This is a genomic window from Pontibacter chitinilyticus (assembly GCF_039748935.1).
In the GTDB taxonomy this organism is placed as follows: Bacteria; Bacteroidota; Bacteroidia; order Cytophagales; family Hymenobacteraceae; genus Pontibacter; species Pontibacter chitinilyticus.
In genome coordinates this window covers 336256-360560 of record NZ_JBDIZJ010000004.1, presented here as the reverse complement: position 1 = coordinate 360560, position 24305 = coordinate 336256, and the positions used below count along the sequence as shown (strand labels likewise).

Below are 24305 nucleotides of genomic sequence, written 5' to 3'. Positions count from 1 at the left end.
AAGATAAAATACCTGGCTTGCAGCGGTAGTTGTGAGCTTCACGTTCGGGCAGCTCATTAGTGTGCAGTCATCTTTGCTTTGTTGCATCAAGTATAATTATTCAGGTTAATGTCGATATTTAGCCAAAGATCGCTCTTTATGAAGTATACTTCCAGTCGTGCCGGCCTGCTTTTACTTGCCGGGATCCTTGTTGTTTCTTGTGCCCGCAATCCGTATGCCACTACCAATCGCTCCTACAAAAAGCAGGCAAAAGCCTATGCGCGTACTTTAAAAATGGCTCCGCTGGCAGAAGATGAAGGCACGCTGTATCCGCAGGGAAATTACTGGGTAGGCACCACCAATTTTAACATGCGCAAACCTAACTATGTGGTCATTCACCATACCGCGCAGGACTCGACGACGCAAACCCTGAAAACCTTTACCATACCGAAAACGCAGGTAAGCGCGCATTACGTGATCGGCCGGGATGGCAAAGTATACCACATGCTCAACGACTACCTGCGGGCATGGCATGGCGGCGTAGCCAGGTGGGGCAACAACACCGACCTGAACTCCAGTTCTATCGGAATTGAGCTGGACAACAACGGCTATGAGCCTTTCTCAGAGGCGCAGATAAACAGTTTGCTGGAGGTGCTCGCGATGCTGAAAAAGAAGTATAGCATTCCGGCAACCAACTTTATCGGCCACTCCGATATTGCGCCCACCCGCAAAGATGACCCAAATGCGATGTTTCCGTGGAAGAAGCTGGCTGAAAACGGCTTTGGCTTGTGGTACGACGAAGCCGCAGTAGATAGCGCGATAGTCGCCGCGGTGCTGCCCGATACAACGCAAAAGCTGAACATGGCCGCGCTGCTTCCGGACAGCAGCATTCTGAAGAATGTAGCGATTCTGGATAGCCTGGCCAAGCCCATACCGGTTCCAGACCCTATTCAGCCGAAGGAAGCCTTACATATTATTGGCTATGATACGCGCAATATGCCGGCAGCTATCAAATCATTTAAGCTGCACTTTATTCAGACAAACGTAGACACCACTTTAACGGCAACAGATAAGCAGGTGCTGTTTAACCTGTATAAAAAGTATTTATAGTATCGCCATACTTTTCATACGCCCTAATCATTCCCTATGAACCAGAAACAACATGTGATCTCCTGGTTGCGCTGGCACTTGCCTGTGGCTGCCTGCCTGTTTTTTTTGCTGGCCTGTACTACGTCCAAGCCCGTAGCCTCTACCAAACCGGCCCCGTATGGTCCGGCGGAAATAGAGCGCCAGATAGAGGCATCTGAAAGGATGAAACAGCGCTTTGTGGGCTTTGCCCTGTACGATCCGGAGCTAGATTCGATGATTGTGGCGCACCACGCCGATAAATACTTTGTGCCGGCTTCCAATACCAAACTTTATACTTTTTATGCCAGCCTTAAAATGTTGGGCGATTCTATTCCGGCGCTGAAGTATGCGGTGCATGGCGACTCGCTGCTGTTCTGGGGCACTGGCGACCCTATGTTCACACACATGGACGTGAAGAACTCGCTGGCGTATGATTTTCTGAAGAACCGGCCTGAGAAGCTATACTATATCGATGGGCCTTTTGCCAGCACACCCTTTGCCACCAACTGGGGCTGGGACGACTATAACTACTATTACCAGCCGGAGCGGAACGTGTTTCCTATACATGGCAACATCGTAAAATTCACGCGCAAAGATGGCGGCCCTTATACCGTAACGCCCGCGTACTTTAAGCCGCTGATCAAAACCGATAGCACGCAGAACGACAACGAAGACCCATTTGTGCGGGCCTGGCGCAGCAACGATATTACGTATTATCCCAAGTATGCCAAGCCGAATTTCTCGGTGGAAGTGCCTTTTATCACCTCGCCCGAAATGACGGCCGCCCTTTTAGCCGATACCCTGAAGCGACCCGTGAAGTGGGTGAAGCGCAGCATTCCGGCTGATGCCCAAACTTTTTACGGCCTGCCTGCCGACACTGTATACAAGCGCATGCTGCAGGTAAGTGATAACCTGCTGGCCGAGCAACTGATGGCACTTAGCTCCGGCACCATCTCCGATACGCTTTCTGTAAAACGGGGCATCAAATACGCGCTGGAGCATTACCTGGCCGACCTGCCCGACACGCCGGTATGGGTTGATGGCTCCGGCCTTTCCACCATGGACCTCTTCACGCCGCGCGATATGATTGCCATACTTCAGAAACTATTACAGGAGCGGCCGAAGGAACGTTTGTTTCCGCTGCTGGCTGCTGGCGGCCGACCCGGCACTTTCCGTAACATCTATAAAGCGGATGTGCCGTTCGTGTTTGCCAAGTCCGGTACGCTGTCGCATGTGCATAACCAGAGCGGCTACCTGATTACTAAAAGTGGAAAACTGCTGCTCTACAGCTTTATGAATAACAACTTTAGCGTGCCCACTTCTGAAATTCGCAATGAGATGGAGCGCATCGTAACCGACATACACAACCGCTACTAAGTTTTATACTTAACAGAAGCAGGATTTGCAGGATGATGTTTCAAATATACTTCCAGCATGACAGCATTCTATACATCCTGATTCAGCCGAAATCTATAACCAGAACATCCCAAAACAAGCAACCTATACTATGATGAAACTGACCATCCGCTCCTTCGATCTGCCGCTCCGGCATACTTTCACCATCTCCTACGACTCCCGTGACGTGCAGGAAACGCTGATTGTAGAGCTGGAGCAAGACGGACAAAAAGGCTATGGCGAGGCTACCAGCAATCCATACTATGGCTTTACGATTGAAAGTATGACCCATGCACTGGAGCAGATCCGGGAGCAGATTGAGTCGACAAAGTTGACGTCGCCGGAGGAATTCTGGGCGAAAATGCAGCCACTGCTAGCTGACAACTCCTTTGCGCTCTGTGCCCTTGATATTGCAGCGAACGACCTGTTTGGCAAACTGAAAGGCAAGCCGCTCTACCAACTCTGGCACCTGGACCCGGGTAATATGCCGCTCACCGACTACACCATCGGCATTGCTACGCTCGAAAACATGGTGAAGAAGCTGCAGGAACAACCATGGCCCCTCTATAAGATCAAACTGGGAACGCCCGACGATGTGGCCATCGTGAAGGCGCTGCGCCAGCATACGGATGCCATTTTTAGGGTAGATGCCAACTGCGCCTGGGGCGTGGAGCAAACCATCGAAAATGCGAAAGCGCTGAAGCCGCTGGGGGTGGAGTTTATTGAGCAGCCAATGCGCGCCGATGACCTGGAAGGAATGAAAGAAGTATACCAACGCTCGGTGCTGCCGCTGATTGCCGACGAAAGCTGTATTACGGAAGCAGACGTGGCCAAATGCCACGGTCATTTTCATGGCGTAAATATTAAGCTGGTGAAGTGTGGCGGCCTGACGCCCGCTCGCCGTATGATTGCCGAGGCCAAAAAGCTGGGGATGAAAGTGATGGTCGGCTGCATGACAGAATCGAGCATCGGCATCTCGGCCATTGCCCAACTGCTGCCGCTGCTCGATTACGTGGATATGGACGGTGCCCTCCTGCTGCGCGAAGATATTGCCTCCGGTGTCACCATCGACTATGGCAAAGTTAGTTACAGTAGCCTGAACGGAACCGGAACCGCCCTGCTTGCCTAATGCCGAGCACCGATAACCTCTATACAGATCAGTTACCCGGCCGCACGCTGGTGGTAGAGGGCGTAGAATACCTGTACTGCAGCGGTACGTCTTACCTCGGTATTTCCCGGAACGAGGCGTTTCGCGCATGCCTTTGGGAGAGCATGCAGCGGTATGGCACTAATTACTCCAGCTCGCGAAACGGCAATTTGCAACTGCGGGTGTATGACGACGTGGAAAGTTACCTGGCACATTATACCGGGGCAGAAGCAGCGCTCACGGTCTCGTCGGGTTACCTGGCGGGGCAGTTGCTGGTGCAGACGCTAGCAGAGGAAGGCCGCTTTTTATACGCGCCCGGTACGCACCCGGCTGTCTGGCGAAGCGCTACGGATGCGCCGGATAATAGCCTATCGTTTGAGGTATGGGTGGCACAGGTGCTGGAGTCAGCTCCGGCTATACCTGAACAGCACCTGATCATCGTCTGCAATTCGCTGGACCCGCTGCAGGTGCGCGACTATGACTTTAATTGGGTGCAGGAACTAGCCACTAAAAAGCAGGTTACGCTAATTGTGGATGATTCGCATGGCTTTGGCGTAACCGGCCGGAACGGAGCGGGCGTTTACAGCCAGCTTAGCCATTTGCAAGGTGTTCGGCTGCTGGTGGTCAGCTCGTTCGGAAAAGCTTTTGGCATACCGGCAGGAGTTATACTTGGCGATCGGCAGGTTATAGCGCAGTTAAAAAGCAGCCCCTGCTTCGGAGGTGCTTCGCCTGCGGTGCCGGCGTATCTTGATGCTTTTCTTCGCAGCGAAAAGCTGTTTGAGGAGGCACGGCAAAAGCTGTTTGCCAACATTGCCTATTTCACGGAGCGGCTTGCGCAGCCTGGTCGCTTTAATTCCCTGCCCTTGTATCCTGTGTTCAACACCCCGGAGGAAGCTCTGTGTCCGTTCCTGCAGCAACACCGGGTACTGATCTCGAGCTTCCGCTATCCTACGCCTGCCGACGACCCCATTACGCGCGTTATTCTCAACAGCCTGCATACCACTGACGACTTGCAGCGCCTGACAACACTCATTAACCAGTTTGAGCCGGATTAAGGGCGGATAAGGATTTCGCTGTACTTCCGCAAGTATAAGCCTGCAGCTTTGGCCATAGGGCAGTCAGAGATTCAGATTATTAAAAGGCACAAGTTTGAAAATTTGCGCCAGAAGGGGGATTTCTATGGAAGCTATTAGAGAAAAGTGGGTCCTACCTGCGTGGCGAAAGATCAGTAAAACGCTTCTGCTGTAAGAGGTGCGCACCAACTACAGCCTATCTAAAAACACTAATACAAGCTTATACATTAAATAGTATAGTAAGCTTACATCATATCTATACATGGACCAACCCACTGCCGCACACCTCCCGCTTATCACCAACGATGCCGTTGTGCTAGGCATCCTCGTCATCATTCTGGCGCTGGTGTTCAAGACCTCTTCCAGTGAGCGGTCCTTCTTCCGGAAATTTTATGCCGTCGTGCCTTCGCTGCTGCTGTGTTACCTGATTCCCAGCTTGCTGAACTCGTTGGGTATTATTTCCGGGGAGCAGTCGGAACTGTACCACATGGCCTCACGCTACCTGCTGCCGGCCAGCTTGGTGCTGTTTACCCTCAGCCTCGACCTGAAAGAGATCTGGAAGCTGCGGCACAAAGCCGGTCTGATGTTTATTACCGGCAGCGTGGGTATCCTGATTGGCGGCCCGCTGGCTATCCTGATCGTTTCGTCGTTTGCCCCGGAAATTGTGGGTGGCGTAGGGCCAAATGCGGTCTGGCGCGGCATGACCACCATTGCCGGCAGTTGGATTGGCGGCGGTGCAAATCAGCTGGCCATGTATGAGGTATTCAAACCTAACCCCGACCTGTTCTCGGCTATGATTGCCGTGGATGTGATCATTGCCAACCTCTGGATGGCGGTACTACTTTATGGCGCCGGCAAAGCAGACAAACTGGATAAGTTCTTCAAAGCCGATAGTACCGCTGTGAACGAGCTCAAGAACAAAGTAGAACAGTACCGGCTGGGCATTATGCGCATCCCTACGTTAACAGATACGATGCTGATTGTGGGAGTAGGCTTGGGTGTGACGGGCATTTCGCACTTTTTTGCCGACCTGATCGCCCCCTGGATCGCCACACACGCGCCCTCCCTGGAGCGCTTCAGCCTGACCTCCGGGTTTTTCTGGCTGGTGGTAATTGCTACAGTATTTGGCGTGCTACTCTCCTTTACCAGAGCGCGCGAACTGGAAGGTGCCGGGGCGTCCCGTTTTGGAAGCGTGTTTGTATACATTTTGGTCGCTACCATTGGCATGCAGATGGATATAACGGCAATTACGAGCCACCCGGGTTTGTTCCTGGTTGGCTTTATCTGGATCTCGATCCACATGCTGTTACTGGTCCTGGTGGGCAAACTGATCAAAGCGCCCTTCTTTTTCCTGGCAGTTGGCAGCGAAGCCAACGTGGGCGGAGCAGCTTCGGCACCTATTATTGCGAGCGCGTTTCATCCGGCACTGGCACCCGTGGGCGTACTACTGGCTATTTTCGGCTACGCGATCGGCACCTATGCCGCCTACATATGTGGTATTCTGATGCAACAGGTGGCACCTTAGCGCCAGTATCACAGTTATGAGAGAAGCGCTACAGAAGCCGCTTTTTATACTTATGAAGTACGAGTTATTCCTTATGAAAAAAAGTCCTTTTATACTACTGCTGGTTTTGTTGGGAGCCTGTGCTCCAGGTAAGACCCCAAAGCAAACTTCCTCTTCTGTTACAACAATGATGCAATCACACATCGCGGCTATCCGGCAGCAGTATGCCCCGGACAAGCGCACGGCCTTATTTCTGGTAGAGCCGCAGGGGCAGGTGCTCGCTGGGGAAACTAACCTGCCGGAAGCTAAAGCAGCTTTGCTACAGCGCCTGCAGGCAGCCAACATCAACTTTGTAGATAGCATACAGGTGCTGCCTGAGCCGGGACTTGGAAATAAGCATTGGGCCGTGGTCACGATTTCTGTGGCGAACCTGCGCTCACAACCCCGGCACTCGGCAGAACTAGCCTCACAGGCAACACTGGGCACACCATTACAAGTATGGAAAAAAGACGGCGGCTGGTACCTGGTGCAAACACCTGATAAGTATATAGCCTGGGTGGATGGCGGCGGGATCGCACTCCAGGACAGCAGCAGCTTTGCCCGTTGGCAGCAAGGGGACAAAATCATCTATACCCAGCCGTATGGCTTTGCTTACAGCAGTATGGACCAGGAGGGCGCCACCAGTTCGGACCTGGTGTATGGCGATGTGCTGCTGCTGAAAAAACAGACGCCAGCATTTTACAAGGTAGCTTTTCCGGACGGGCGCACTGCCTACGTAGCTGCCCAGGAGGCTATCGCTTATAAAGAGTGGGCTACCTCACGACACCCCACCGAAGATAACCTGGTGGAGACCAGCAAACGCCTGATGGGACTGCCTTACTTGTGGGGTGGCACGTCATTTAAAGGAGTAGACTGCAGTGGCTTTACTAAAACCGTATACTTTATGAATGGCCTGGTGCTGCCCCGCGACGCTTCGCAGCAGATACACCTGGGCGAATTAGTGGATACATCCAACGGCTGGGACAACATGCGACCTGGCGACCTGCTCTTCTTCGGCGTGCCTGCACATAATGGCAAGCCTGAGCGCGTGGTGCACGTAGGTATGTGGATCGGCGGTAACCAGGAGTTTATACATTCGTCCGGGCGCGTGCACGTCAGCAGCATGAATCCCGATGCGCCAAACTATGATGCATACGAGCTCAAACGGTTTTTGCGGGCCAAGCACATTTCGGCACAGGAAGCCCTGCTGGACCTGCGAACAGCATCGCTTTACCAGTAGTCGGCGCATTAGCATTGGTTTAAAGCTAGTGTGTGCGAACGCGTAGAGAGCCACCGGATGTCGCTGAGGGCATACCCTTCATCCGGTAAGGCGCCATGCTGCTTCAAAGTATGATCTTATTTCGGCTGGCCCTTGCCAGGTGCCGGTGCTAAACTAGCTGTTCGGATGCTATCACTATCCGGAGGAGGAGAGGCAGGCAAGTGCCGTGACCGAATAGTATAAGTTACACGATAACAGCAGTGGCGGCAGGCAGCAGGAGAGGGTACGGCTAAGGACGGCGGGTAAACTCTTGGCGCACCACCAGGTGGTCTGCCGGTTGGCGGTCGGTGCTGTCTGGTTTATAACTCTGATCTTTGTACGCATCCTCCCACACCATAGCATCGTTTGAGATGGAGCGAATAATCGTGCTGGCGGTACTGCTACTTTGTATAAAAGTGATGCGGGTAAGGTTATTTACTTTGGTGAGTTGGAAAGACATGCCCCGCAGTTGTTTTTGATAAGTGGTAGAATCGGTGGTTAGTAGCGTGGAGTCAAACACGATGTATAAACTTTTGTCTTTAAATCTGTAAATAATTCCCTGGGGTTCCTGGGTTTGCTCATACAGCAGGTTACCCGACGCATCATAGTATAAAGATTGTTGCCGGGTATTGATCCAGCTCCCCTGAAGCTTGTCTAAAATAGCAGGATCAGCCAATTCGGATTCCTGGCAGCCGAGGCATAACAGCAGGATTAAGAGCGGTAAAAGGCGTATTTTTGACATGCGCTTGAAAGGCTAGAAGTATAAAAGCTGGTGCTTTGGTAGTACAAATATACAAAACAATCTGCCATGGCCTTGGCTGCTAAATCTATAGTCTTCCTTTCTAAAACGGAGCTACCAGTTAATAAATATAAACAACCTCCGGCTTGAATAGCAAATGACTATATTTATGGCACAATATTTAAGCGGTATGCTCCACAGCTATATTTATACTTTATGATACAGCGATTACTAACAGGGTTTTTTGTGCTGACAGTGAGCATAACGGTTGCCTCCTGCTCCATTTCGCGTAAGCATCCGGCAGACAGGGTGCAAGCCGTAAATGGCCACGACAATGGACTGCACAAGGGCTGGTACAAAAATCCAAACAATCCCCATCATCCCAATCACAGCAAAGCCAAGGGGCAACGTACCTCAAATGGTACCAAGCAGGAAAGCAGTAAAAAGCAGGGCAAAGGGAAGAAAAGCTAAATGCCCGCAAAACAGGTGCAGGACAGACAGGCTTTTTACCGGTATAGAAGTATAAACTGCGGACGCTTGCTACTTAGTGAAGGTGAGCGCTGCTAAAACGGCTTGAATCATAGGCGCAGCTGTAAGCCGTAGCAGCGGTATCTTCAGCGCCATGCAGCCGTATAAGCGCTTATGGCAGACAACAACACACGTTACTTGCGCACACCGGCTTCGGAGAAACTGAAGTGGGTAGATCATATTTCGCACCTGATGGACAGCCAGTTTCGCCTGCCGGGCACAAGCTTCCGTTTTGGCATCGACCCAATTCTGGGGCTGCTCCCCATCGCCGGCGATCTGGCCTCTTTTGGTGTTTCAGCCATGCTGATACTGACCATGGCCCGCCACGGAGCCAGTGGCAAGCTGGTAGCCCTCATGCTGCTGAATGTAGCGATTGATACGGTGCTGGGCAGTATTCCGCTGCTAGGCAACATTTTTGATTTTGCGTTTAAAGCCAACGACCGGAACGTGCGCCTGTTGCGCCGCCACTATGACGAGGGCAAGTACCAAGGCAGCGGCAAAGGTGTTATTATCGGTGTGCTGGTGGGGCTTGCCGTGTTGCTGATTTTCCTGGTATGGGCATTCTGGCAGGCAGGGGAGTGGCTGTATCACCTGCTGGCCTCCTAAACTTAACTAAGCCGTCCGAGAGTCTTAGCCAGTTCAACTGCCTGCAGGGCGCTGGCTTCTTTGTCTTTTATCTCCAGCATAATGTCCATATCCAGGCCTTCTGTTTCTGCCAGAAAGTCGTGGAAGAGCTGCTGCTGGATGTGCTGGATGTGCTTGCCCTTGCGCTCTCCCGGTGCCTGCGAGCTATAGTCCATCATCAGGATACCATCTTTTCCGGGGTGCCAGGTAGCAGCAGCCATCTGTACCGCTTCCCGCATCGGCTCGCCGTTGTTTACACATTCATGGTGAAAATTATCGAAGATAATGGGCATGCCGGTTAGTTCATGCAGCTGCAGGCAGTCTTGCAAGGTATAGGTGCGGTCGTCGTTCTCAACACAAAGGCGGGCTTTTACAGCTTCGGGCAGCAACGTATGGTATACTTCGGCAAAGCGGGCTATAGCACTTGATTTATCACCATAGGCGCCACCCCCATGTATCTGCAGCTTTGCGGTGGTATCCAGCCCCAGCAGGTCCAGCACGCTGCCCTGGTATACCAGTTCCGCAATGCTGTTCTTAACCGTTTGTTCATTGGGCGAATTAAGCACTACAAACTGGTCGGGGTGCATGGAAATGCGCATGTTGTGGCTTTGGATGTAACTGCCCAGCCGCCGGAAGGTCATCTTAAAGTGCTCCTGCCAGTTATACTGGTTTACAGCATGCGAGGCAAAGGGCACCAGATCGGAGGTGAGGCGGAAGAACAGCATGCCATGCTGCACGTTATACTCCAGAATGCGGCGCAGGCAGGCCAGGTTCTGCTCCACCGTTTCGATCAGGCGCTCCTTTGAATACGAAGCAAGCCGGAACGTGCGGGAAGAACTGCAGTCGAGGGTCTGGTTAATACAGGGATATCCAATCTTCATAAGTAGCCACGGGTTTATTTAAATATAACCTACGCAGCAACCCGAATGTTTGATGGCTTTATTCGTAACCGGTGTTGTCTTTGAAAAACTTGTTATACTTGTCCTGCTCTTTGCGTTGCCGCTCCAGTTCCTGCTGTTGCAGCAGTTCGTTCAACTTGCGTTTCTCTTTGCCTTCTTTAGACAGCAAGTCATACATCAAACTAACAGGGCTGGCCACGCTGGGAGCAGGTGCAGCAGGGGGAGGCGGTGGCTCCAGTCCCGGAATGTAGCCGGGTTTTTTCACCTGGCTGGTTTGGGAGCGCTTCATGTTGCGCAAAGCCCGTTCTATCATTTCCGGGGAGGGGCGGCTGGTTATCTCCACTTCTCCCAGCATCACACTATCTTCATTCAGAATGATATTGACGCGCAGTTCTGATACCGGCAGTTGGTTAGGCAAGTATAGCACAGGTTTAAAGCCCACTGCACGGATCAGCAGTGTATCGGTCTGGGCTATATCAATCTTAAACTTGCCCTCTGCATCGGTCAGCACGCCCAATTTGCTATTCACCTTCACCACAGTTGCGCCCGGAACCGCCGTTTTGCGGTCCGACTGCAAGACGGTTCCGCTAAGCCGTATATTTTTCTGCGCCTGCGCGGGCAGGCAACAGAGCAGTAGCGGAAGCATGAAGAAAAAAAGTAAAAGGTATCTGGGCATCTGATCTGGCTACGGGCCGGCCGCAAGCGGGGCGGTAAAACTAATGTAAGTACGCCAAAGTTGGTCAAAAATTATACCATCCTCAAAAATATAGCATTCTCCTGATAAAGGGCTTACATACCGACGGCCTGCAACTAGATAGGCTGCAGGCCGCGCGATTTTGGTATTGGGGCTGTCAGTTGCAGGGAATGCCTTCGCAGTGTAACCTGCTTTTACAAACCGGCAGCCACTTATTGTACGATGTACTTGTTTCGGTTCTGCTGATACTTCTGCCACTGGGCGGGCGTAAGTACGCCTTTCAGCCTGTTGTCTGTCTGCTGCATGATACGCTTTCGGGAGGCATCTGCTTCAACCGTACTGGTTTCCTGCATAGAGCCTGCCGCCGCATTGCCTGCATTGGAAACATTGCTGCTGCCGGTGCCGTTTGCGCTGCTCGCTGTGTTGCCCGAAGCGCTGACGGTGTTATCGTTCGTGGTATTTCCCTGGTTGTTGTTAGGGCGCTGCGGGTCGTTTACGGTACTGTTGTTAAGTTTAGTATCGTTTTCAGTATCGTTATCAGGTTCGCCGCCTCTCCTGCCAGTCGACATGTTACCGCCTGCGTTGGTTAACTGCCCCAGCTGTTGCTGCTGATCATAAATAATCTGCCGTACGCTGTCCTGGGTCTGCTTATCCAGCCCCAGGTCCGACGACATAGTAGCAGCCACATTCTCGGAACGCTCGCGGTACAAGGCCGCCGGGCTGCCTTCCATATCACCACCTGCATCCGAAGGATTATTGCCATAGCCCCGGATATGATCCGGATCTACGCTCTCGTCGTCATTGGCAGAAGCTATTTCCGTGGTAGTTCCCCTGTCTTCCTGGTTGCAGGATGTGGCCAGGAAAATAGTACTTATTGCGAATATGGAATAAAGTATCTTTTTCATAGTTGCTTGGTAATTAAGTCTGTTGTATGTGTTTATAGTTGCGGAGCCGTATAAACAAGTGTTATAATATCCTGATTTTTACGGGCAGCTTATTTTAATGTTTGTAATTACAGTCGTTTCGGTTAAACCGGTTTTCAAGTATGCGGCAGGCGAAGTATGCAGGAGGCACGCACATAGCCTAAGCAAACTGTGCCGGCAGCAAGTATAAGCAGGCAGTACTTTTGCTGCCAGGTTTAAATTAAACGAGGATGAGCGTCTAAATAAAAAGCCGCCGGTTTAGCAACCGGCGGCTTTTTATTTAGACTTAGAGGCACTACTCAGGCCCGCTGTAGTTCAAACACGGTGATCTCAGGCAGGAAGCCTACACGGCCCGGATAGCCCAGAAAGCCTAGCCCGGTGTTGACGTACAGCAACTGCCGTCCTCTTTTGTAAAGGCCCGCCCACTGCTTGTACACATACTGCACCGGGCTCCATTTCCAGCCAAACACATTCAGGCCAAACTGCATGCCGTGCGTATGGCCTGAGAGGGTCAGGTCTATGTCCGGGTACTGTTTGGTAATCTCGCCATCCCAGTGCGACGGGTCATGGGAGAGGAGTACCTTGAACGGAACATCCTCCACGCCGGCATACGCTTTATCCAGTTGCCCATACTTAGGGAAGCCAGCCCGATTGCCCCAGTTCTCCACACCCAATACGGCGATGTGTTCGCCATCTTTCTCTACCACCCGGTTTTCATTCAGCAGGATATCCCAACCCATTTTGCCATGACTTTCAATGAGGGTGCGCAGGTTCTGGCGCTTGACTTCGGGGTTTGGCCATCGCACATAATCACCATAATCATGGTTGCCAAGTACTGAGAAAACAGCGATCCGCGCCTTGATCTCCTTAAGCGTCTGGATGTGCTTCTGCACCTCTACCGCCATGTTATTAACCAGATCGCCGGTGAAGAACACGACATCCGCCTGTTGTTTGTTTATGAGCTGTACTGCTTCCTGGAGGGGGGCCAGCGACTGAAAACTGCCGGTGTGCAGGTCTGAGATCTGCAGCATCTTAAAACCATTGAATGCTTGGGGCAGGTTCGGAAAGCGTAAGGTGATGTGCTTTACGCGGTAAGTATAAGCGCCCTTTGCCATGCCCCAAATAAATGCCAGGAAGATCACAACGCCGAGTAGCAGGCCTAACTGGCTCAATAGCTCACTGCGGGGCACATCCGCAGTGCTGCTGAAAAGCTCTTTGCCCAGCCGTACCAGGTCATCGAGCACCAGAAACACGAGTGCGACTAGCTGGGCAGCAAAATAGCCGAAAAGCAAGCTTACATAATACGTCTGGAAAGCAGTAGGCGGCGTGCCGCGCATAGCTAAGACAAGTATAAAGGTGCCCGCCATCAATACAAAAATAGCCCAGTAAGTATAAAACAGCAGTTGCTGCGTGAGTGGTGCCAGGTCTTGTGTGGCTGTTCTCACGGCTTGGAAGACATAAAGATCCAGCAGAAACAGCAGCAGGATAACAACTCCTCTGCTGAGAAACTTCGAAAATGCTTGTGACATAAGATATATTTTAAAACAAAAGCACCCTTTACTATGCTGGCGCAGCTGTTCAATTGTTATTTTAAAGTATGATTATTCTGATTATATATTGGCTCCTGTTGAACTAATTAAAGTTAAATCTGCTTGAGCTAACATCTTGTACTTATCAAAATCTATACCGTTGTGAGAGAGGCTGCCATAGTTGTAGAACCTGTACTTTATCAGGCTTCGCTGAACATCAAAACATGGGCTGAGGAAGATCGTCCCCGTGAAAAACTGCTCCTGAAGGGCAAAGCAGCCCTAAGCGACGCTGAACTGATTGCCATTTTGATCGGCTCGGGTACCGCCAAACTGACAGCCGTAGATGTCGCCAAGCTTATACTTGCTGCCGTAAGCAACGACCTGAATGAACTGGCCCGGCTCACGGTAAAGGATCTGATGAAGCACAAAGGTATTGGTGAGGCCAAGGCCATTGCCATTGTGAGCGCTCTGGAACTGGGCCGCCGCCGTAAAGAAACAGCTGCCGTGGCCAAAACGCGCATCACCTGCTCCACGGACATATACAACTACATTAAGCCGCAGCTGCTGGACCTGCCCCATGAGGAGTTCTGGATCATCCTGCTGAACCGCGCCAACATCGTGATGAAGAAAGAGAGTATCAGTTCCGGCGGCGTGGCCGGCACAGTAGCCGACCCGAAGATCATCTTTAAAAGAGCGCTGGAGCACCTGGCAAGTTCCGTGATACTGGTGCACAACCACCCCAGCGGCAACCTTAAACCCAGCGCTGCCGACATCACCCTCACCAAAAAAATGAAAGAAGCCGGCCAGTTCCTCGATCTGCCCGTGCTCGACCATATCATCTTTACCGACAACGACTACTACAGCTTCGCCGATGAAGGAGGATTGTGAGCCTGATGAGTTTTAGAGTTAGAAAGTTAATTAGAAGGTTATGAGTGAGGAGAGACTGAGTAATTTTGCTTTTGCGGAGGAGTTTAAAAAGCGCACGAAAGCATTTGCGTTACGGATAATAAAACTGTTTCAATCGTTGCCCTATAACACGGAGGCGCAGCTTCTGGGAAAGCAGTTGTTACGTGCGTCAACTTCAGTGGCGGCGAATTATCGTTCGGCCTGCCGCGCGAGGTCTAAGGCAGAATTTGCTGCCAAAATTGGTGTGGTGTTGGAGGAGGCAGACGAGACGCTGTTTTGGCTCGAAGTTTTAGAAGAATCTGGTATTATCGCTGCACATCGGTTAGTGCAACTAAAACAAGAAGCTGATGAATTGACCGCTATCCTCACCAGCATCCGAAAATCTGCCATAAAAAAATAACTCCCAATCCCTCTAGCTCTTAAACTCTCTAACTCTCCAGGATTTCCTTCACCCGGCCTACTTCGCCGGTTTCCAGGCGTACTTTGATACCGTGGGGGTGCATGGGCGAGTTGGTCAGGATGTCCTGCACGTAGCCTTCGGTCAGGTTGCCGGTGCGCTGGTCTTCTTTCAGCACGATGTTGACGTGCAGGCCCGGCTTGATGTTGGCGCGTTTTCTTCCGTCCATACTTGCGTGTGGTTTTGTTGAGGCTGCAAGGTACAACATTTACAGGTAAGGCGAAGTATGGCGTGAACTCTACAAGCCACACGTACGCTTTTGTTAGAGCTGTTTTGTGACGATGTTGAGGTATGGCGCATCGGGGTCGAAGCTGAAGCGGGCGGGCGCGGTCAGGTCCTGCTGTTTCACCTCCACCCGCGCAATGTCAGGCAGATTGGCCAGCAGCAGTTCGGGGTCGCTGACCGGCTTGTCGTCAATGGCGAGTTTCAGGCTTCGCTGCTGCTCTGGCACGTTAAAGGCGGCGTATACCTGCTCCAGCCGCGCCAGTTTCACGTCCTCCTTCAAGGTCATCACCACCGCGCCGGCCTTTGCCTTGTCGCCATACTTATCCACGGCGGCAGGACCTTTAAACACTTCTATACTTTGGATGTGGTCCGGGTTCAGGACAAAAGCGCTCATCGCCGTCTCCTGTGAGTTGATGAGCAGGTAGGGCTGCGGCAGCTGTAAGCTTGCCTGCATGGTAACAGTGGCAGGCATCAGTTGCTGCGCCTCCGCCCCTGGAGCAAGTATACAAAAGAGTGCGGCGAGGAAGTGGGTTTTCATAGGAGAAGCAGGTTAATTGTTAAGTTGCCGGAGGTGTTTATCCCTGGGTTCCTGCGACTTTTGCTCCTCTGTAACCTGCTTCATGTGGATGAAGATGCCCGCCAGTATTAGCAGGTGGCCCGCCAGAATCAGGTGCAGGTCGAGGTTGTCGGCGTTGTGGTGCAGCACCCGCACTAAGATGCCCCCTGCTATCATTAGCGCCGCCAGTAAATATAAAGCTCTCCGAATGCTTGTGTTGTTCATGTCAACTATAGTTGGTGAAACATTGCGTCTGGTGTCGGCCAGCGTAGGCAGCACCAGTATAACGTAGCTTATCGGGTAAATTTATATAAAAACGATGTTAAATAATAAATTATTGTCCTGAATTTGAAAAGAGTAGGGTAGCCAGGCGCATTTTGAGGTGTTGTAAAAATGCTACTTCGGCTGCGTTAGCCCCTCCAGGTCGGAGATACCAAGGCTGCGCAGCATGGAAGTCTTTTTGTGCTGGTGCGCCTGCATACGGTTTAGGATATCGTCGAGCAATTGAATTGCCTGTACAATGTAAGGGCCTTTGTTCAGCATCACACAGTCGGCACGTTGGGCCATGGCCGCATCGGTGATCTCGGCCCGCGAAGGACGTCCTTTCTTAGCCAGCGTCTCCAGTACCTGTGTGGCCCATACTACGGGCATGTGGGCCGCCTCGCACAGCCACAAAATCTCTTCCTGCACTTCGGCCAGTCGTTGCCAGCCACATTCCACCGCCAGGTCGCCACGCGCAATCATCACGCCTGCCGGGTAGCTCTGCATCAGGGCCAATAGCAGCTGCGCCAGGTTATGAAAGCCTTCTTTGGTCTCGATCTTGAGCATAATTCCCTTCTCGGTTGCATTCAGCTGCCGGAGTTCCTGCTGCAGCGCCTTCACCATGCTAGCGTCATTCACAAATGACAAGCCTACTATATCGGCGTGCTCAGCCACAAAGCGCAGGTCTTCTTTGTCTTTATCTGTCAGGCCATTTAGCTGCAGTTTGGTATCGGGCAGGTTAATGCCCTGGTCGGCCCGTAGTTTACTGCCAGTGTCGCTTGCATAGGTGATTTTTACCTGCATCTGCTCTTCATTTACCTGCTGCACCAGTCCTTCAATCTTCCCATCGTTAAATAGGATTGGCTGGCCGGCTTTTACCTGCGCAAATATTTCGGGGAGCGTGCAGGAGATATTGGCCGGTTGCACCACATGTCCCTGCGCATCGTATTTGGCTGGCGAGCCGGGCGTGGGTGCTTTAGTGAGCAGCAGCATGTCTCCTTTTCTAAGCCGCAACGGCTCTTCTTCAATTGGCAACTGACCCACGGCAGCCGTGCATTCCCGCATGGTGTCGGTTTTAACTTTCAGCAGGGTGCCGGTGGAGATGTAGGAGTTCTTGAGCAGGTGGGCCAGCACGCCATCCACCGTTTTTTGCACTACGGACAGCTGTCGCTTGCGGCCGCGGGTATCGGTAAAGTATAGCTGATCTCCGGGCTGTAACCCAGCCAGCCAGTCTGCATCTAGCGGCAGTGTGGCATCTGTTCCGGCAGGAACTGGCCCACCGGCAGCAGTGAGCCATACTTTTGCTGGTCCCACTACCTGTCCGAGCTTGTTTTGTACCGGGCGTATAATGAGCAGGGGTGGCCCGGGCTGAAGCGGACCTGTCCGGAGCTTCGGCCCCATCAGGTCCATCAGAATCTGGCAAGGGAGGTGGAGTGCCTCGCTGGCTTTGCGGATTTGCTGTACCATCCGGAGCCATACTTGCGGATCGTCGTGGGCGCAGTTAATGCGGGCGCAGTTCATACCCGTCTGTAGCAGGCGACACACCAGCTCGTAATTATCGGCCAGGTCTGAAGAAAAGGTGACCATGATGCGGGTACTGCGGTTTTCCGGTGCCGGGCCAAGCAGATCGTTGTTGTGGGTGGCTAGCAGCGTGTCGTTCTCCAAAAAAGAAACAGCCAGGTGTTCTTCCGAGGGTTTGCAGTCTGCCAGGCAGCACAAGTGGTGGCGCACCGCCTGTAAGCTGGCCAGCACGTGCCCTTCCGCCCGCCCGAGCGACGACAGGCCCAACTGCGCTAAGGTCTGCTGCAGACTGCGGATGTCATGCTGGCGCAACGCCAGGTAATGAGCTAGGTTCTGCGCACTTTTCCGGAAGTTAGGATGCACATTAACGATTGCCGGAGTCAGTTTTAACTCTAACGCTATGGCCTGTTGGTGTAACTGCTCCAGTTGCCCGATAAGTTGCTGATAAAGGAGGGTGTTCTGCGGCATGGCACTTTAAAAAAGGAGTATTATACTATGGCTACGCTGGTTTGGTATTATAAGATAACATGTTAGCTGTTGAAGTAACATTGAAACGCATTGTTAAATGAATGATGAGCAGCAGCTAAAGGAGAGTGTGCTGGGTAAGACATAAAGTGATGCCGGAAATTTCATCGGCCACAGCACTTTTGAACTGACCAGGCAGCCACGTTTGCCGTACTATAATTTTCAAATAAGATGATAGTATGGCAATAGACATCCCTGTTTGGGCGAAAGCTGGTTTGTGGGGCCTGGTAGCTGGGTCAGCGCTTCTGATTGGCGCCTGCGTGGGTTATTTTGTACCGCTGCGGCAGCGTGTGGTAGCAGCTGTTATGGCGTTTGGCAGTGGCGTCCTGATTTCGGCGCTTTCCTTCGAGCTCATGGACGAGGCATACCAGCGGGGCGGCTTTATTGCCACCGGGCTTGGCTTTTTTCTAGGCGCCGCAATTTTTACTGGGGCTAATTACATTCTGGCACATCAGGGAGCCAGGCACCGTAAACGCTCGGGGCACCAGCAGGCCACAGAAGCTGAGAACAGCGGCAGCGGCATGGCCCTGGCGATCGGCTCGCTGGTAGATGGGATACCCGAGGCGATCGTGATTGGGGTAAGTATGATTGAGGGCGGTGCGGTAAGCCTGGTAGCGGTGGCTGCTATTTTCCTGTCCAACATTCCAGAAGGCCTTTCCAGCTCAGCAGGAATGAAAAAGGCGGGCCGTTCCAAAACCTATGTTTTTGGTGTGTGGCTGAGCATCGCTGTGATTCTTGGTGGCGCTTCGCTGGCGGGCTATTCTGTGTTTAGCGGGTATTCGCCGCAAGTTGTCTCTGCTACCATGGCGCTGGCTGCCGGCGCTATTCTGGCCATGCTCTCTGATACCATGATACCCGAAGCGTTTGAGTATGCCCACGACTTTACCGGCCTGATCACGGTGGCAGGTTTTCTGGTAGCCTTTGTGCTGAGCCAGCTGACCCGATAAAAGTATAGGCCGCCCTGGTTAGGAGCGGCCTATACTTAAAACAATGCAAAGCAGGTTATACTTACAGGTATAGCCTGCAGCGGGACTATTCCTCGTTTACCACAATCTTCTGAATCCGGTCGTTGGCACGAATATCGTCTATCACGTCCAGTCCATCTACCACTTTGCCGAAGCAAGTATGATTACGGTCCAGGTGGGCCGTGTTTTTGCGGCTATGTACAATAAAGAACTGAGAGCCCCCGGTATTGCGGCCGGCGTGGGCCATGCTCAGCACCCCACGGTCGTGGTACTGGTTATCACCGGTCAGTTCACAGTCTATTTTGTAGCCGGGGCCACCGGTACCGGGCACTCCTTTGGCACCTTCGCGCGAGTTAGGGCAGCCGCCCTGTATCACAAAGTCGGGAATAACACGGTGGAAGGTCAGGCCATCATAAAAGCCTTTGTTGGCGAGGTCTATAAAATTTTGTACGGTTTTAGGAGCGTCTTTCTCATAAAACTCTACTTTCATCACGCCTTTGTCGGTATGGATCTCTGCAGTTCTCATGTATATTTCTGGTTAAGCTTAAAAATCAATCCGGATAACAAAAGTAAGCAATTTATAGTTTAAGAAACCTAAGCGGCAGGATTTGCTACGGCTTAGGCTGCCATTCTTGCTGCCGGTAAGTGTCAAAATCAACCAAGAGAGTACAAAGTAACACTATGAAAAAAACAAGGAGACTGGCCTATGCCATTGCTATATGCTGCAGTACCGCACTTATAAGTTGCGGCACAAACGATCAGAATGCTGAGAACGAACTGCAGCGGGAAACAAAGCCTAGCCCCGGCGCGCAGGAAGATGCCCGGATGACTGACCCGAATACACCGGGAGCCCAACAGACCAAGGAGGCCAACGTGCAGCAGGACGGCGCTTCGCTCGGAGCCTATACCATGATGCCATCGAAGAGCATCACGGAAAACTTGATTTCTGACGCGGAACTGACCACGTTTGATTCGGTTGTGAAGCAGGCCGGCCTGGTGCAGGAACTAAGTGGTACCGGCCCCTACACGGTGCTGGCTCCTACAAACGAAGCCTTTGATGCGCTGCCGGAGGGTACCCTGGAGGACCTGATGAAGCCAGAGAACAAGCAGCGATTGGTTAATATTTTGCAGAACCATATCATTGCCGGAAAAATCAGCGCGGCAGACCTGCAGAGTGGCAGCACGCTGCGTACGCTGGGCAACGGGCAGCTGAAAGTAGATAAAAAGCTGGAAGATGTCATGATCAATGGCGCCGCTATTGAAAAAGCAGATATAGAGAGCAGCAACGGTGTAATTCACATCATCAATAAAGTGTTGGTGCCGGCAGAGAAGTAGAGCCTTGCACGTCGTTCGTTCCGCATGAGCGGGTGCAGGAACATTAGAAAAACAAAAAGGCTTTTGGGCGAGATTGCCCGGGAGCCTTTTTGTTTTTAACACAGTCTACTTAAAAGATGCCTTCCGCTTCTGCCAATCTGTAATATCCGGCTCTTTGCGCATGTATACTTCCCATCAGCAGAAGCAGCTTTAATGTGAGGCAAGAGCCTGAGGTATAAAACTGAATAGTATAAAAGTGCAATTTATCATACTTGTTCTTCTGTTATAAAATCAATAGCAGCAGAGAAATCAGATTTGAAGAATTGTATAGGATAAAGCCCCAGTTAGCAAATAGCTTCCAATCTTATGCCGCAAGGGAAAGGTAGTGATGGCATGTAATAGCCCGTGTAACGTTTTGTTGATCTGGTAAATAGCTGAAATTAGCCTTGCGGCAGCTAGCTTACTTCTTACCCCTGTGTACCTGCTGAATTGTATAAATTAACGTAAAAAACAAACATTATCCGATTGCTCCTGTTTTTATCCCGTATACTAATAATGTAAAAATAGTGTAATATCAGTAACCTGTAGTGCAGATTTACGAGTAAATCCTGTGCAACGGCAGCGCTACTGAACAACAGGGATCTACCTCTCCTGGAGCAGGAAATAAACACAGCAACATGCTGCCTGATCTGCCCGGGGCCTTGCAGCAGCCGCTGTGCCCCGGCCTGTTGATAACCATCATAAAATACAAAAACTATGAAATCTAAACTTTACGTACTCCTCATCTTTATGATAGTGAGCATGCCTGCTATGGCGCAGTACAAAACTGTTATGTTTAACTACGAGCGGGCTTATTTCGACGATGGCCAGCCATTGCCTGCTGAAACCAAGTTTATAGTTACCGGAGAAACCAGCCCCACCATTGGCCTGGTAGAACTGAAACTATATGAGTCGAGCAATACAAAGAAAGAACCATTCTATCAGAACTCCTGGAAACGGCGGGTTGGCAGCAGGCAGAATACGTTTTCTATTCCGGTTAGCCAGCCCTTGCGTGGCAACGAAGAGTATACGTTTGTGCTCAACTTTTACTCCCCGATCACAGTTAGGCAGCAGCGCCGGTTGTTGGGGCAGGTAAATGAAGCGCTCTCCGCCTACATCAATCAATCGTATCAGGTAGAGCGAAACAGCATCGAGATGCGGGAGAATCCCAGTACCGTTCGCAGCGATATGAATGCTATTGTAAACCAGGGATTGTCGCTTTACCGAAACCAGATCAACTATAAGTTTGATGGTTTTTCGGATATCGTGCTCGATAAGCTGAAGCAGATACAGGACTTGAACCTCAAAAAAGCCCGCTTTAACATCTTTAGTAAAGAGGACGCTGACAAAACGGAAATCCGGTTAAAGTATGCGCAGGAGCAACTGGAAGCTTTAAAAAGTTTGGTACAGGGAGAGGTAGCGCAATACGTAGGGCCACAGCTGTATGCACTGACTGATACCAAGATCATAAAGGACTACGCTACGGAGAAAACCAAAAATGTGATCGCCCTTAACTTCGGCTATGGCGGAGTATACTATTCCGGCAGCGCCAGCAATTTTACCTCCGATACAGCGCCTTATGCAGGCATTTCGTTGCCGCTGGGTAAAGCACCTTTCTCTTCTGCTTTCTGGAACAACACCAGCATATCGGCAGGTGTGTTTCTCAAGAACCTGGATTTTGGCGATGGCAAGGTAGCGACAGGGCCATTGGTGCAGCGGCCGGTGTTTGTTGGACTTGGCTACAAGGTGCTGCCCTTCATCCGCCTGAATGCCGGCGCTACGGTACTGCAGGACAAAAAAGGTGGTAACAGCCTTTCAGACCTGAGCTTAGATAGGATCTACGTTAGGCCATTTGTTGGCTTGAGCCTGGAAGTGAACTTATGGTTAAACTTAAGCCGCTAACCATGAGGAAGATACTTATATTTATATTGCTGATGGCCTGCGCACTGCAAGCCTCGGCACAGCACGACCACTACAACTGGCACGTCAAGGGCTATGTTGGCATTGCCGACTACTATAATCCCGATCAGGATGCCAGCACTTATTTTTCTGCGAACAACCACCTGCTCTACCGGTTTGAACTGGGTAAAAGCCTGGGAAACACGTTTGGTGTTGCTGCCAGTGCCACGTATGGACACGTGCAGGGCTGGGGAGTTCAGGGAAATTCCTTCACTACAGAAGCACGGATGATATCGGGCCGGCTATACTTCTATACCGACAATGGCTGGATATTCAATACCTCTGCGCAGCTGTCGCCATACTTTTTTGGCGGCTATGGCCTGAGCACTTTGCAAACCACTGTTGGGAGTGAAACGCAGGAGACACGCCGTATGCCGGTGGTGCCGTTCGGCGTAGGGCTCAAATTCCGGCTAACGGACAGGCTACAGCTTAACCTGCAGGCAGAGGCGATCTACAACACCAAGCAGCACCTGGCGCCGCTGGTAGTTGAGCAAAACAAGCATAACAATTCTATTCTGCACGGTGGTCTGGCCCTTGCCTATAGTTTCGGACAGAAAGAATCGACGTTCAAAGCCCCGCGATTCTATGTAGGCAAAGCGGATACGTATGCTACAAGCGGAGGGGAGCTGCTGCCACAGCGGGCAGACAGAAGTATGCTGGACTTTATACTTCAGGTTCAACCTAAGCCGGTGCAGCTTGGCCATAACCCATCAGCAGACAGCCTGACCAAAGCGGCCCGCCAGCAGTTGCCCTTAACGTCTCCCGGCGATTCGCTGATTCAGGATGCAAAAGCCGATCTGGCCATCATTCCTTTTACCAGCAGGCTTGTTACTGTTGATACAACCAACCAGCAAAACCAGGCAGGTGGAGTAACGAAGTATACCCTGGTGCCAGTTGACAGTATGACCGTAAACCCACCAGCTGTTACTGTGCCGGCCGGCAGCCGACAGATGGTATACACTGATACCGATACAAGCCGTGCTGCTGCAGCTGCCAGACGAGGACAGGCTGATACGACACGCACAGCACCATCACCTCGGACAAGGGCGGCTACTGCCAGCCGTGCCGCTGCTGATACTGTCCGGCAGCAAACCAATGCTGTTGTGGCCGATACCAAAAACAAACAAAAAGGAAAGCAAAAGTCCAAAGCGCAACGAAATGAAGAGGTAAAGGACCAGGAGCAGGCAGCTCGCAGCACCGAAGTGGACCGCGAGGTGGAGGAGGAGCATGCCGAGAATTTAACAACAACGGCACCTGTCCGCCAGGACCCCATACGCGTGCAACAGCCCGCAACCCGAACACAGATACAGCAGCGTACTGTTTACGTACCCATCGACCGGTCCTATGCTGACCGATCAGGACAACGCGACAGAACGATGACTTTACTCCTGGATAATGACAGGAGAAGACTGGAAGCGGCAAACAGAACCAACCGCCAGCTGCGCAGCAACCTGGACTCGCTAAATGCCCTGCAGGCAAATGATGCCATGGCAGCGGAGCAGGAAACAGAAAATGCCTCTTACTTGCAGAACGATAGTGTATTGCACTACATGGACGAGCAGGCGGCGCTAAATGATAGCATTTTGCAGCGCCTGACTTTATACCAAGTAGAGCTACAGCGCCTGCAAGCACCGGCGGCACGGGCGGTTACACCAGGTACTACTGCGCCCGCTACTACAGCAGTAGCTGTCCCTGTTGCGGTAAGCAGTCCTGCCCCAGTGAGTGATTCGACCAACGTGTTCTTTGCTTTTAATTCTGCCAAGGTGCCGATGGAGAGCTATAACAGCTTGCTCACCTTTGTAAGGTTGCTGAAAGATAACCCTGACCTGCAGTTACTGCTTGCCGGCTATACCGACCAGCAGGGAGATCCCAACTATAACCTGGTGCTAAGCCGCAAGAGAGCGGAAGCCGTGTCTGCTTTTTTCCAGGAGCAGGGTATTGCCAAAGAGCGGATCAGAGCAGAATATAAAGGCGAAGCTTCCTCCGCTAACAAGTCTGTAAACCCGGTAAACAGGCGGGTGACATTATACTTACATTAGTAATTGAAGCTCCTGCAGTAAGATGCAGGAGGAAAAAAGAACAGCCTCCCGTCGCAGAACTATACGTGCGGCGGGAGGC

Annotated in this window: 24 protein-coding genes; 14 read left to right on the top strand and 10 right to left on the bottom strand. The window is 51.7% G+C overall.

The features are described from left to right. Positions 1–138 precede the first annotated feature (138 nt). The 6 genes from ABDW72_RS09750 (at position 139) to ABDW72_RS09725 (ending at position 7505) form a co-directional block, all read left to right on the top strand. Positions 139–1089 carry an N-acetylmuramoyl-L-alanine amidase gene (locus ABDW72_RS09750; RefSeq protein ID WP_347158357.1) on the top strand — a complete coding sequence of 317 codons (951 nt, stop codon included), beginning with the start codon at positions 139–141 and terminating at the stop codon, positions 1087–1089. Between the two features lie 36 nt (positions 1090–1125). After that, a complete protein-coding gene (locus ABDW72_RS09745; protein ID WP_347158356.1) occupies positions 1126–2484 on the top strand; it encodes a D-alanyl-D-alanine carboxypeptidase/D-alanyl-D-alanine-endopeptidase in 1359 nt (452 codons plus the stop codon). A 133-nt stretch (positions 2485–2617) separates the two neighbouring features. Then, a complete protein-coding gene (locus tag ABDW72_RS09740) occupies positions 2618–3631 on the top strand; it encodes a dipeptide epimerase (protein ID WP_347158372.1) in 1014 nt (337 codons plus the stop codon). Next, positions 3631–4704, top strand: a complete 1074-nt coding sequence (locus tag ABDW72_RS09735) for an aminotransferase class I/II-fold pyridoxal phosphate-dependent enzyme (protein WP_347158355.1) — start codon at positions 3631–3633, stop codon at positions 4702–4704. Before ABDW72_RS09740 ends, ABDW72_RS09735 begins: the two co-directional genes overlap by 1 nt. A 280-nt stretch (positions 4705–4984) precedes the next feature. After that, positions 4985–6247 carry a DUF819 family protein gene (locus tag ABDW72_RS09730; protein ID WP_347158354.1) on the top strand — a complete coding sequence of 421 codons (1263 nt, stop codon included), beginning with the start codon at positions 4985–4987 and terminating at the stop codon, positions 6245–6247. Positions 6248–6413: 166 nt separating this feature from the next. After that, on the top strand, positions 6414–7505 hold the full coding sequence (locus ABDW72_RS09725) for a C40 family peptidase (protein WP_347158353.1): 1092 nt from the start codon (positions 6414–6416) through the stop codon (positions 7503–7505). 268 nt (positions 7506–7773) lie between these two features. Here ABDW72_RS09725 and ABDW72_RS09720 read toward each other — a convergent pair whose 3' ends face one another. Next, positions 7774–8265 carry a hypothetical protein gene (locus ABDW72_RS09720; protein WP_347158352.1) on the bottom strand — a complete coding sequence of 164 codons (492 nt, stop codon included), beginning with the start codon at positions 8263–8265 and terminating at the stop codon, positions 7774–7776. Between the two features lie 213 nt (positions 8266–8478). Between ABDW72_RS09720 and ABDW72_RS09715 the strand changes: the two genes are divergently transcribed. Continuing rightward, the gene (locus tag ABDW72_RS09715) at positions 8479–8733 is read left to right on the top strand and encodes a hypothetical protein (protein WP_347158351.1); all 255 of its coding nucleotides are present in this window, start codon (positions 8479–8481) and stop codon (positions 8731–8733) included. A 171-nt stretch (positions 8734–8904) separates the two neighbouring features. Then, the gene (locus tag ABDW72_RS09710; protein WP_347158350.1) at positions 8905–9396 is read left to right on the top strand and encodes a DUF4112 domain-containing protein; all 492 of its coding nucleotides are present in this window, start codon (positions 8905–8907) and stop codon (positions 9394–9396) included. A gap of 2 nt (positions 9397–9398) precedes the next feature. On the opposite strand, the gene uvsE is transcribed toward ABDW72_RS09710, so the two are convergent. The 4 genes from uvsE to ABDW72_RS09690 all read right to left on the bottom strand — a co-directional run bounded on the left by uvsE (position 9399) and on the right by ABDW72_RS09690 (position 13459). After that, complete coding sequence (gene uvsE, locus ABDW72_RS09705; RefSeq protein ID WP_347158349.1) at positions 9399–10295, bottom strand: UV DNA damage repair endonuclease UvsE; 897 nt, start codon at positions 10293–10295, stop codon at positions 9399–9401. A 58-nt stretch (positions 10296–10353) separates the two neighbouring features. After that, positions 10354–10959, bottom strand: coding sequence for a carboxypeptidase-like regulatory domain-containing protein (locus tag ABDW72_RS09700; RefSeq protein ID WP_347158348.1), 606 nt, complete (start codon positions 10957–10959; stop codon positions 10354–10356). 260 nt (positions 10960–11219) lie between these two features. Next, positions 11220–11912 (bottom strand): hypothetical protein, encoded by a 693-nt coding sequence (locus ABDW72_RS09695; protein ID WP_347158347.1) that lies wholly within the window; start codon positions 11910–11912, stop codon positions 11220–11222. A 317-nt stretch (positions 11913–12229) separates the two neighbouring features. Further along, positions 12230–13459 (bottom strand): metallophosphoesterase, encoded by a 1230-nt coding sequence (locus ABDW72_RS09690; RefSeq protein WP_347158346.1) that lies wholly within the window; start codon positions 13457–13459, stop codon positions 12230–12232. Between the two features lie 162 nt (positions 13460–13621). Between ABDW72_RS09690 and radC the strand changes: the two genes are divergently transcribed. Both radC and ABDW72_RS09680 read left to right on the top strand, forming a co-directional pair. After that, positions 13622–14347: a RadC family protein gene (gene radC / locus ABDW72_RS09685; protein WP_347158345.1), complete on the top strand. Its 726-nt coding sequence runs from the start codon at positions 13622–13624 to the stop codon at positions 14345–14347. Positions 14348–14387: 40 nt separating this feature from the next. Beyond that, positions 14388–14765 carry a four helix bundle protein gene (locus ABDW72_RS09680; RefSeq protein ID WP_347158344.1) on the top strand — a complete coding sequence of 126 codons (378 nt, stop codon included), beginning with the start codon at positions 14388–14390 and terminating at the stop codon, positions 14763–14765. Between the two features lie 28 nt (positions 14766–14793). On the opposite strand, the gene ABDW72_RS09675 is transcribed toward ABDW72_RS09680, so the two are convergent. From ABDW72_RS09675 to ABDW72_RS09660, 4 genes are all read right to left on the bottom strand, one after another. Then, positions 14794–14991, bottom strand: coding sequence for a YwbE family protein (locus ABDW72_RS09675; protein ID WP_347158343.1), 198 nt, complete (start codon positions 14989–14991; stop codon positions 14794–14796). A gap of 93 nt (positions 14992–15084) precedes the next feature. Then, positions 15085–15585, bottom strand: a complete 501-nt coding sequence (locus ABDW72_RS09670; protein WP_347158342.1) for a hypothetical protein — start codon at positions 15583–15585, stop codon at positions 15085–15087. A gap of 12 nt (positions 15586–15597) precedes the next feature. Next, positions 15598–15828, bottom strand: coding sequence for a hypothetical protein (locus ABDW72_RS09665; RefSeq protein WP_347158341.1), 231 nt, complete (start codon positions 15826–15828; stop codon positions 15598–15600). A 171-nt stretch (positions 15829–15999) separates the two neighbouring features. Then, on the bottom strand, positions 16000–17853 hold the full coding sequence (locus ABDW72_RS09660; protein ID WP_347158340.1) for a pyruvate kinase: 1854 nt from the start codon (positions 17851–17853) through the stop codon (positions 16000–16002). 236 nt (positions 17854–18089) lie between these two features. On the opposite strand from ABDW72_RS09660, the gene ABDW72_RS09655 reads away from it, so the two are divergent. Then, positions 18090–18857 carry a ZIP family metal transporter gene (locus ABDW72_RS09655; RefSeq protein ID WP_347158339.1) on the top strand — a complete coding sequence of 256 codons (768 nt, stop codon included), beginning with the start codon at positions 18090–18092 and terminating at the stop codon, positions 18855–18857. 85 nt (positions 18858–18942) lie between these two features. Here ABDW72_RS09655 and ABDW72_RS09650 read toward each other — a convergent pair whose 3' ends face one another. Continuing rightward, the gene (locus ABDW72_RS09650) at positions 18943–19401 is read right to left on the bottom strand and encodes a peptidylprolyl isomerase (protein WP_347158338.1); all 459 of its coding nucleotides are present in this window, start codon (positions 19399–19401) and stop codon (positions 18943–18945) included. Positions 19402–19556: 155 nt separating this feature from the next. On the opposite strand from ABDW72_RS09650, the gene ABDW72_RS09645 reads away from it, so the two are divergent. From ABDW72_RS09645 to ABDW72_RS09635, 3 genes are all read left to right on the top strand, one after another. Next, entirely contained in the window at positions 19557–20210 is a 654-nt protein-coding gene (locus tag ABDW72_RS09645) for a fasciclin domain-containing protein (protein ID WP_347158337.1), read from the top strand. Positions 20211–20945: 735 nt separating this feature from the next. After that, the gene (locus tag ABDW72_RS09640; RefSeq protein ID WP_347158336.1) at positions 20946–22130 is read left to right on the top strand and encodes a hypothetical protein; all 1185 of its coding nucleotides are present in this window, start codon (positions 20946–20948) and stop codon (positions 22128–22130) included. Positions 22131–22132: 2 nt separating this feature from the next. Then, the gene (locus tag ABDW72_RS09635) at positions 22133–24226 is read left to right on the top strand and encodes an OmpA family protein (RefSeq protein ID WP_347158335.1); all 2094 of its coding nucleotides are present in this window, start codon (positions 22133–22135) and stop codon (positions 24224–24226) included. Positions 24227–24305 lie beyond the last annotated feature (79 nt).

Bases quoted from the DNA above. Each gene is read 5' to 3' on its own strand.
- ABDW72_RS09750 (WP_347158357.1), top strand. From the start codon at position 139: ATGAAGTATACTTCCAGTCGTGCCGGCCTGCTTTTACTTGCCGGGATC.
- ABDW72_RS09745 (WP_347158356.1), top strand. From the start codon at position 1,126: ATGAACCAGAAACAACATGTGATCTCCTGGTTGCGCTGGCACTTGCCT.
- ABDW72_RS09740 (WP_347158372.1), top strand. From the start codon at position 2,618: ATGAAACTGACCATCCGCTCCTTCGATCTGCCGCTCCGGCATACTTTC.
- ABDW72_RS09735 (WP_347158355.1), top strand. From the start codon at position 3,631: ATGCCGAGCACCGATAACCTCTATACAGATCAGTTACCCGGCCGCACG.
- ABDW72_RS09730 (WP_347158354.1), top strand. From the start codon at position 4,985: ATGGACCAACCCACTGCCGCACACCTCCCGCTTATCACCAACGATGCC.
- ABDW72_RS09725 (WP_347158353.1), top strand. From the start codon at position 6,414: ATGATGCAATCACACATCGCGGCTATCCGGCAGCAGTATGCCCCGGAC.
- ABDW72_RS09720 (WP_347158352.1), bottom strand. From the start codon at position 8,265: ATGTCAAAAATACGCCTTTTACCGCTCTTAATCCTGCTGTTATGCCTC.
- ABDW72_RS09715 (WP_347158351.1), top strand. From the start codon at position 8,479: ATGATACAGCGATTACTAACAGGGTTTTTTGTGCTGACAGTGAGCATA.
- ABDW72_RS09710 (WP_347158350.1), top strand. From the start codon at position 8,905: ATGGCAGACAACAACACACGTTACTTGCGCACACCGGCTTCGGAGAAA.
- uvsE (WP_347158349.1), bottom strand. From the start codon at position 10,295: ATGAAGATTGGATATCCCTGTATTAACCAGACCCTCGACTGCAGTTCT.
- ABDW72_RS09700 (WP_347158348.1), bottom strand. From the start codon at position 10,959: ATGCTTCCGCTACTGCTCTGTTGCCTGCCCGCGCAGGCGCAGAAAAAT.
- ABDW72_RS09695 (WP_347158347.1), bottom strand. From the start codon at position 11,912: ATGAAAAAGATACTTTATTCCATATTCGCAATAAGTACTATTTTCCTG.
- ABDW72_RS09690 (WP_347158346.1), bottom strand. From the start codon at position 13,459: ATGTCACAAGCATTTTCGAAGTTTCTCAGCAGAGGAGTTGTTATCCTG.
- ABDW72_RS09680 (WP_347158344.1), top strand. From the start codon at position 14,388: ATGAGTGAGGAGAGACTGAGTAATTTTGCTTTTGCGGAGGAGTTTAAA.
- ABDW72_RS09675 (WP_347158343.1), bottom strand. From the start codon at position 14,991: ATGGACGGAAGAAAACGCGCCAACATCAAGCCGGGCCTGCACGTCAAC.
- ABDW72_RS09670 (WP_347158342.1), bottom strand. From the start codon at position 15,585: ATGAAAACCCACTTCCTCGCCGCACTCTTTTGTATACTTGCTCCAGGG.
- ABDW72_RS09665 (WP_347158341.1), bottom strand. From the start codon at position 15,828: ATGAACAACACAAGCATTCGGAGAGCTTTATATTTACTGGCGGCGCTA.
- ABDW72_RS09660 (WP_347158340.1), bottom strand. From the start codon at position 17,853: ATGCCGCAGAACACCCTCCTTTATCAGCAACTTATCGGGCAACTGGAG.
- ABDW72_RS09655 (WP_347158339.1), top strand. From the start codon at position 18,090: ATGGCAATAGACATCCCTGTTTGGGCGAAAGCTGGTTTGTGGGGCCTG.
- ABDW72_RS09650 (WP_347158338.1), bottom strand. From the start codon at position 19,401: ATGAGAACTGCAGAGATCCATACCGACAAAGGCGTGATGAAAGTAGAG.
- ABDW72_RS09645 (WP_347158337.1), top strand. From the start codon at position 19,557: ATGAAAAAAACAAGGAGACTGGCCTATGCCATTGCTATATGCTGCAGT.
- ABDW72_RS09640 (WP_347158336.1), top strand. From the start codon at position 20,946: ATGAAATCTAAACTTTACGTACTCCTCATCTTTATGATAGTGAGCATG.
- ABDW72_RS09635 (WP_347158335.1), top strand. From the start codon at position 22,133: ATGAGGAAGATACTTATATTTATATTGCTGATGGCCTGCGCACTGCAA.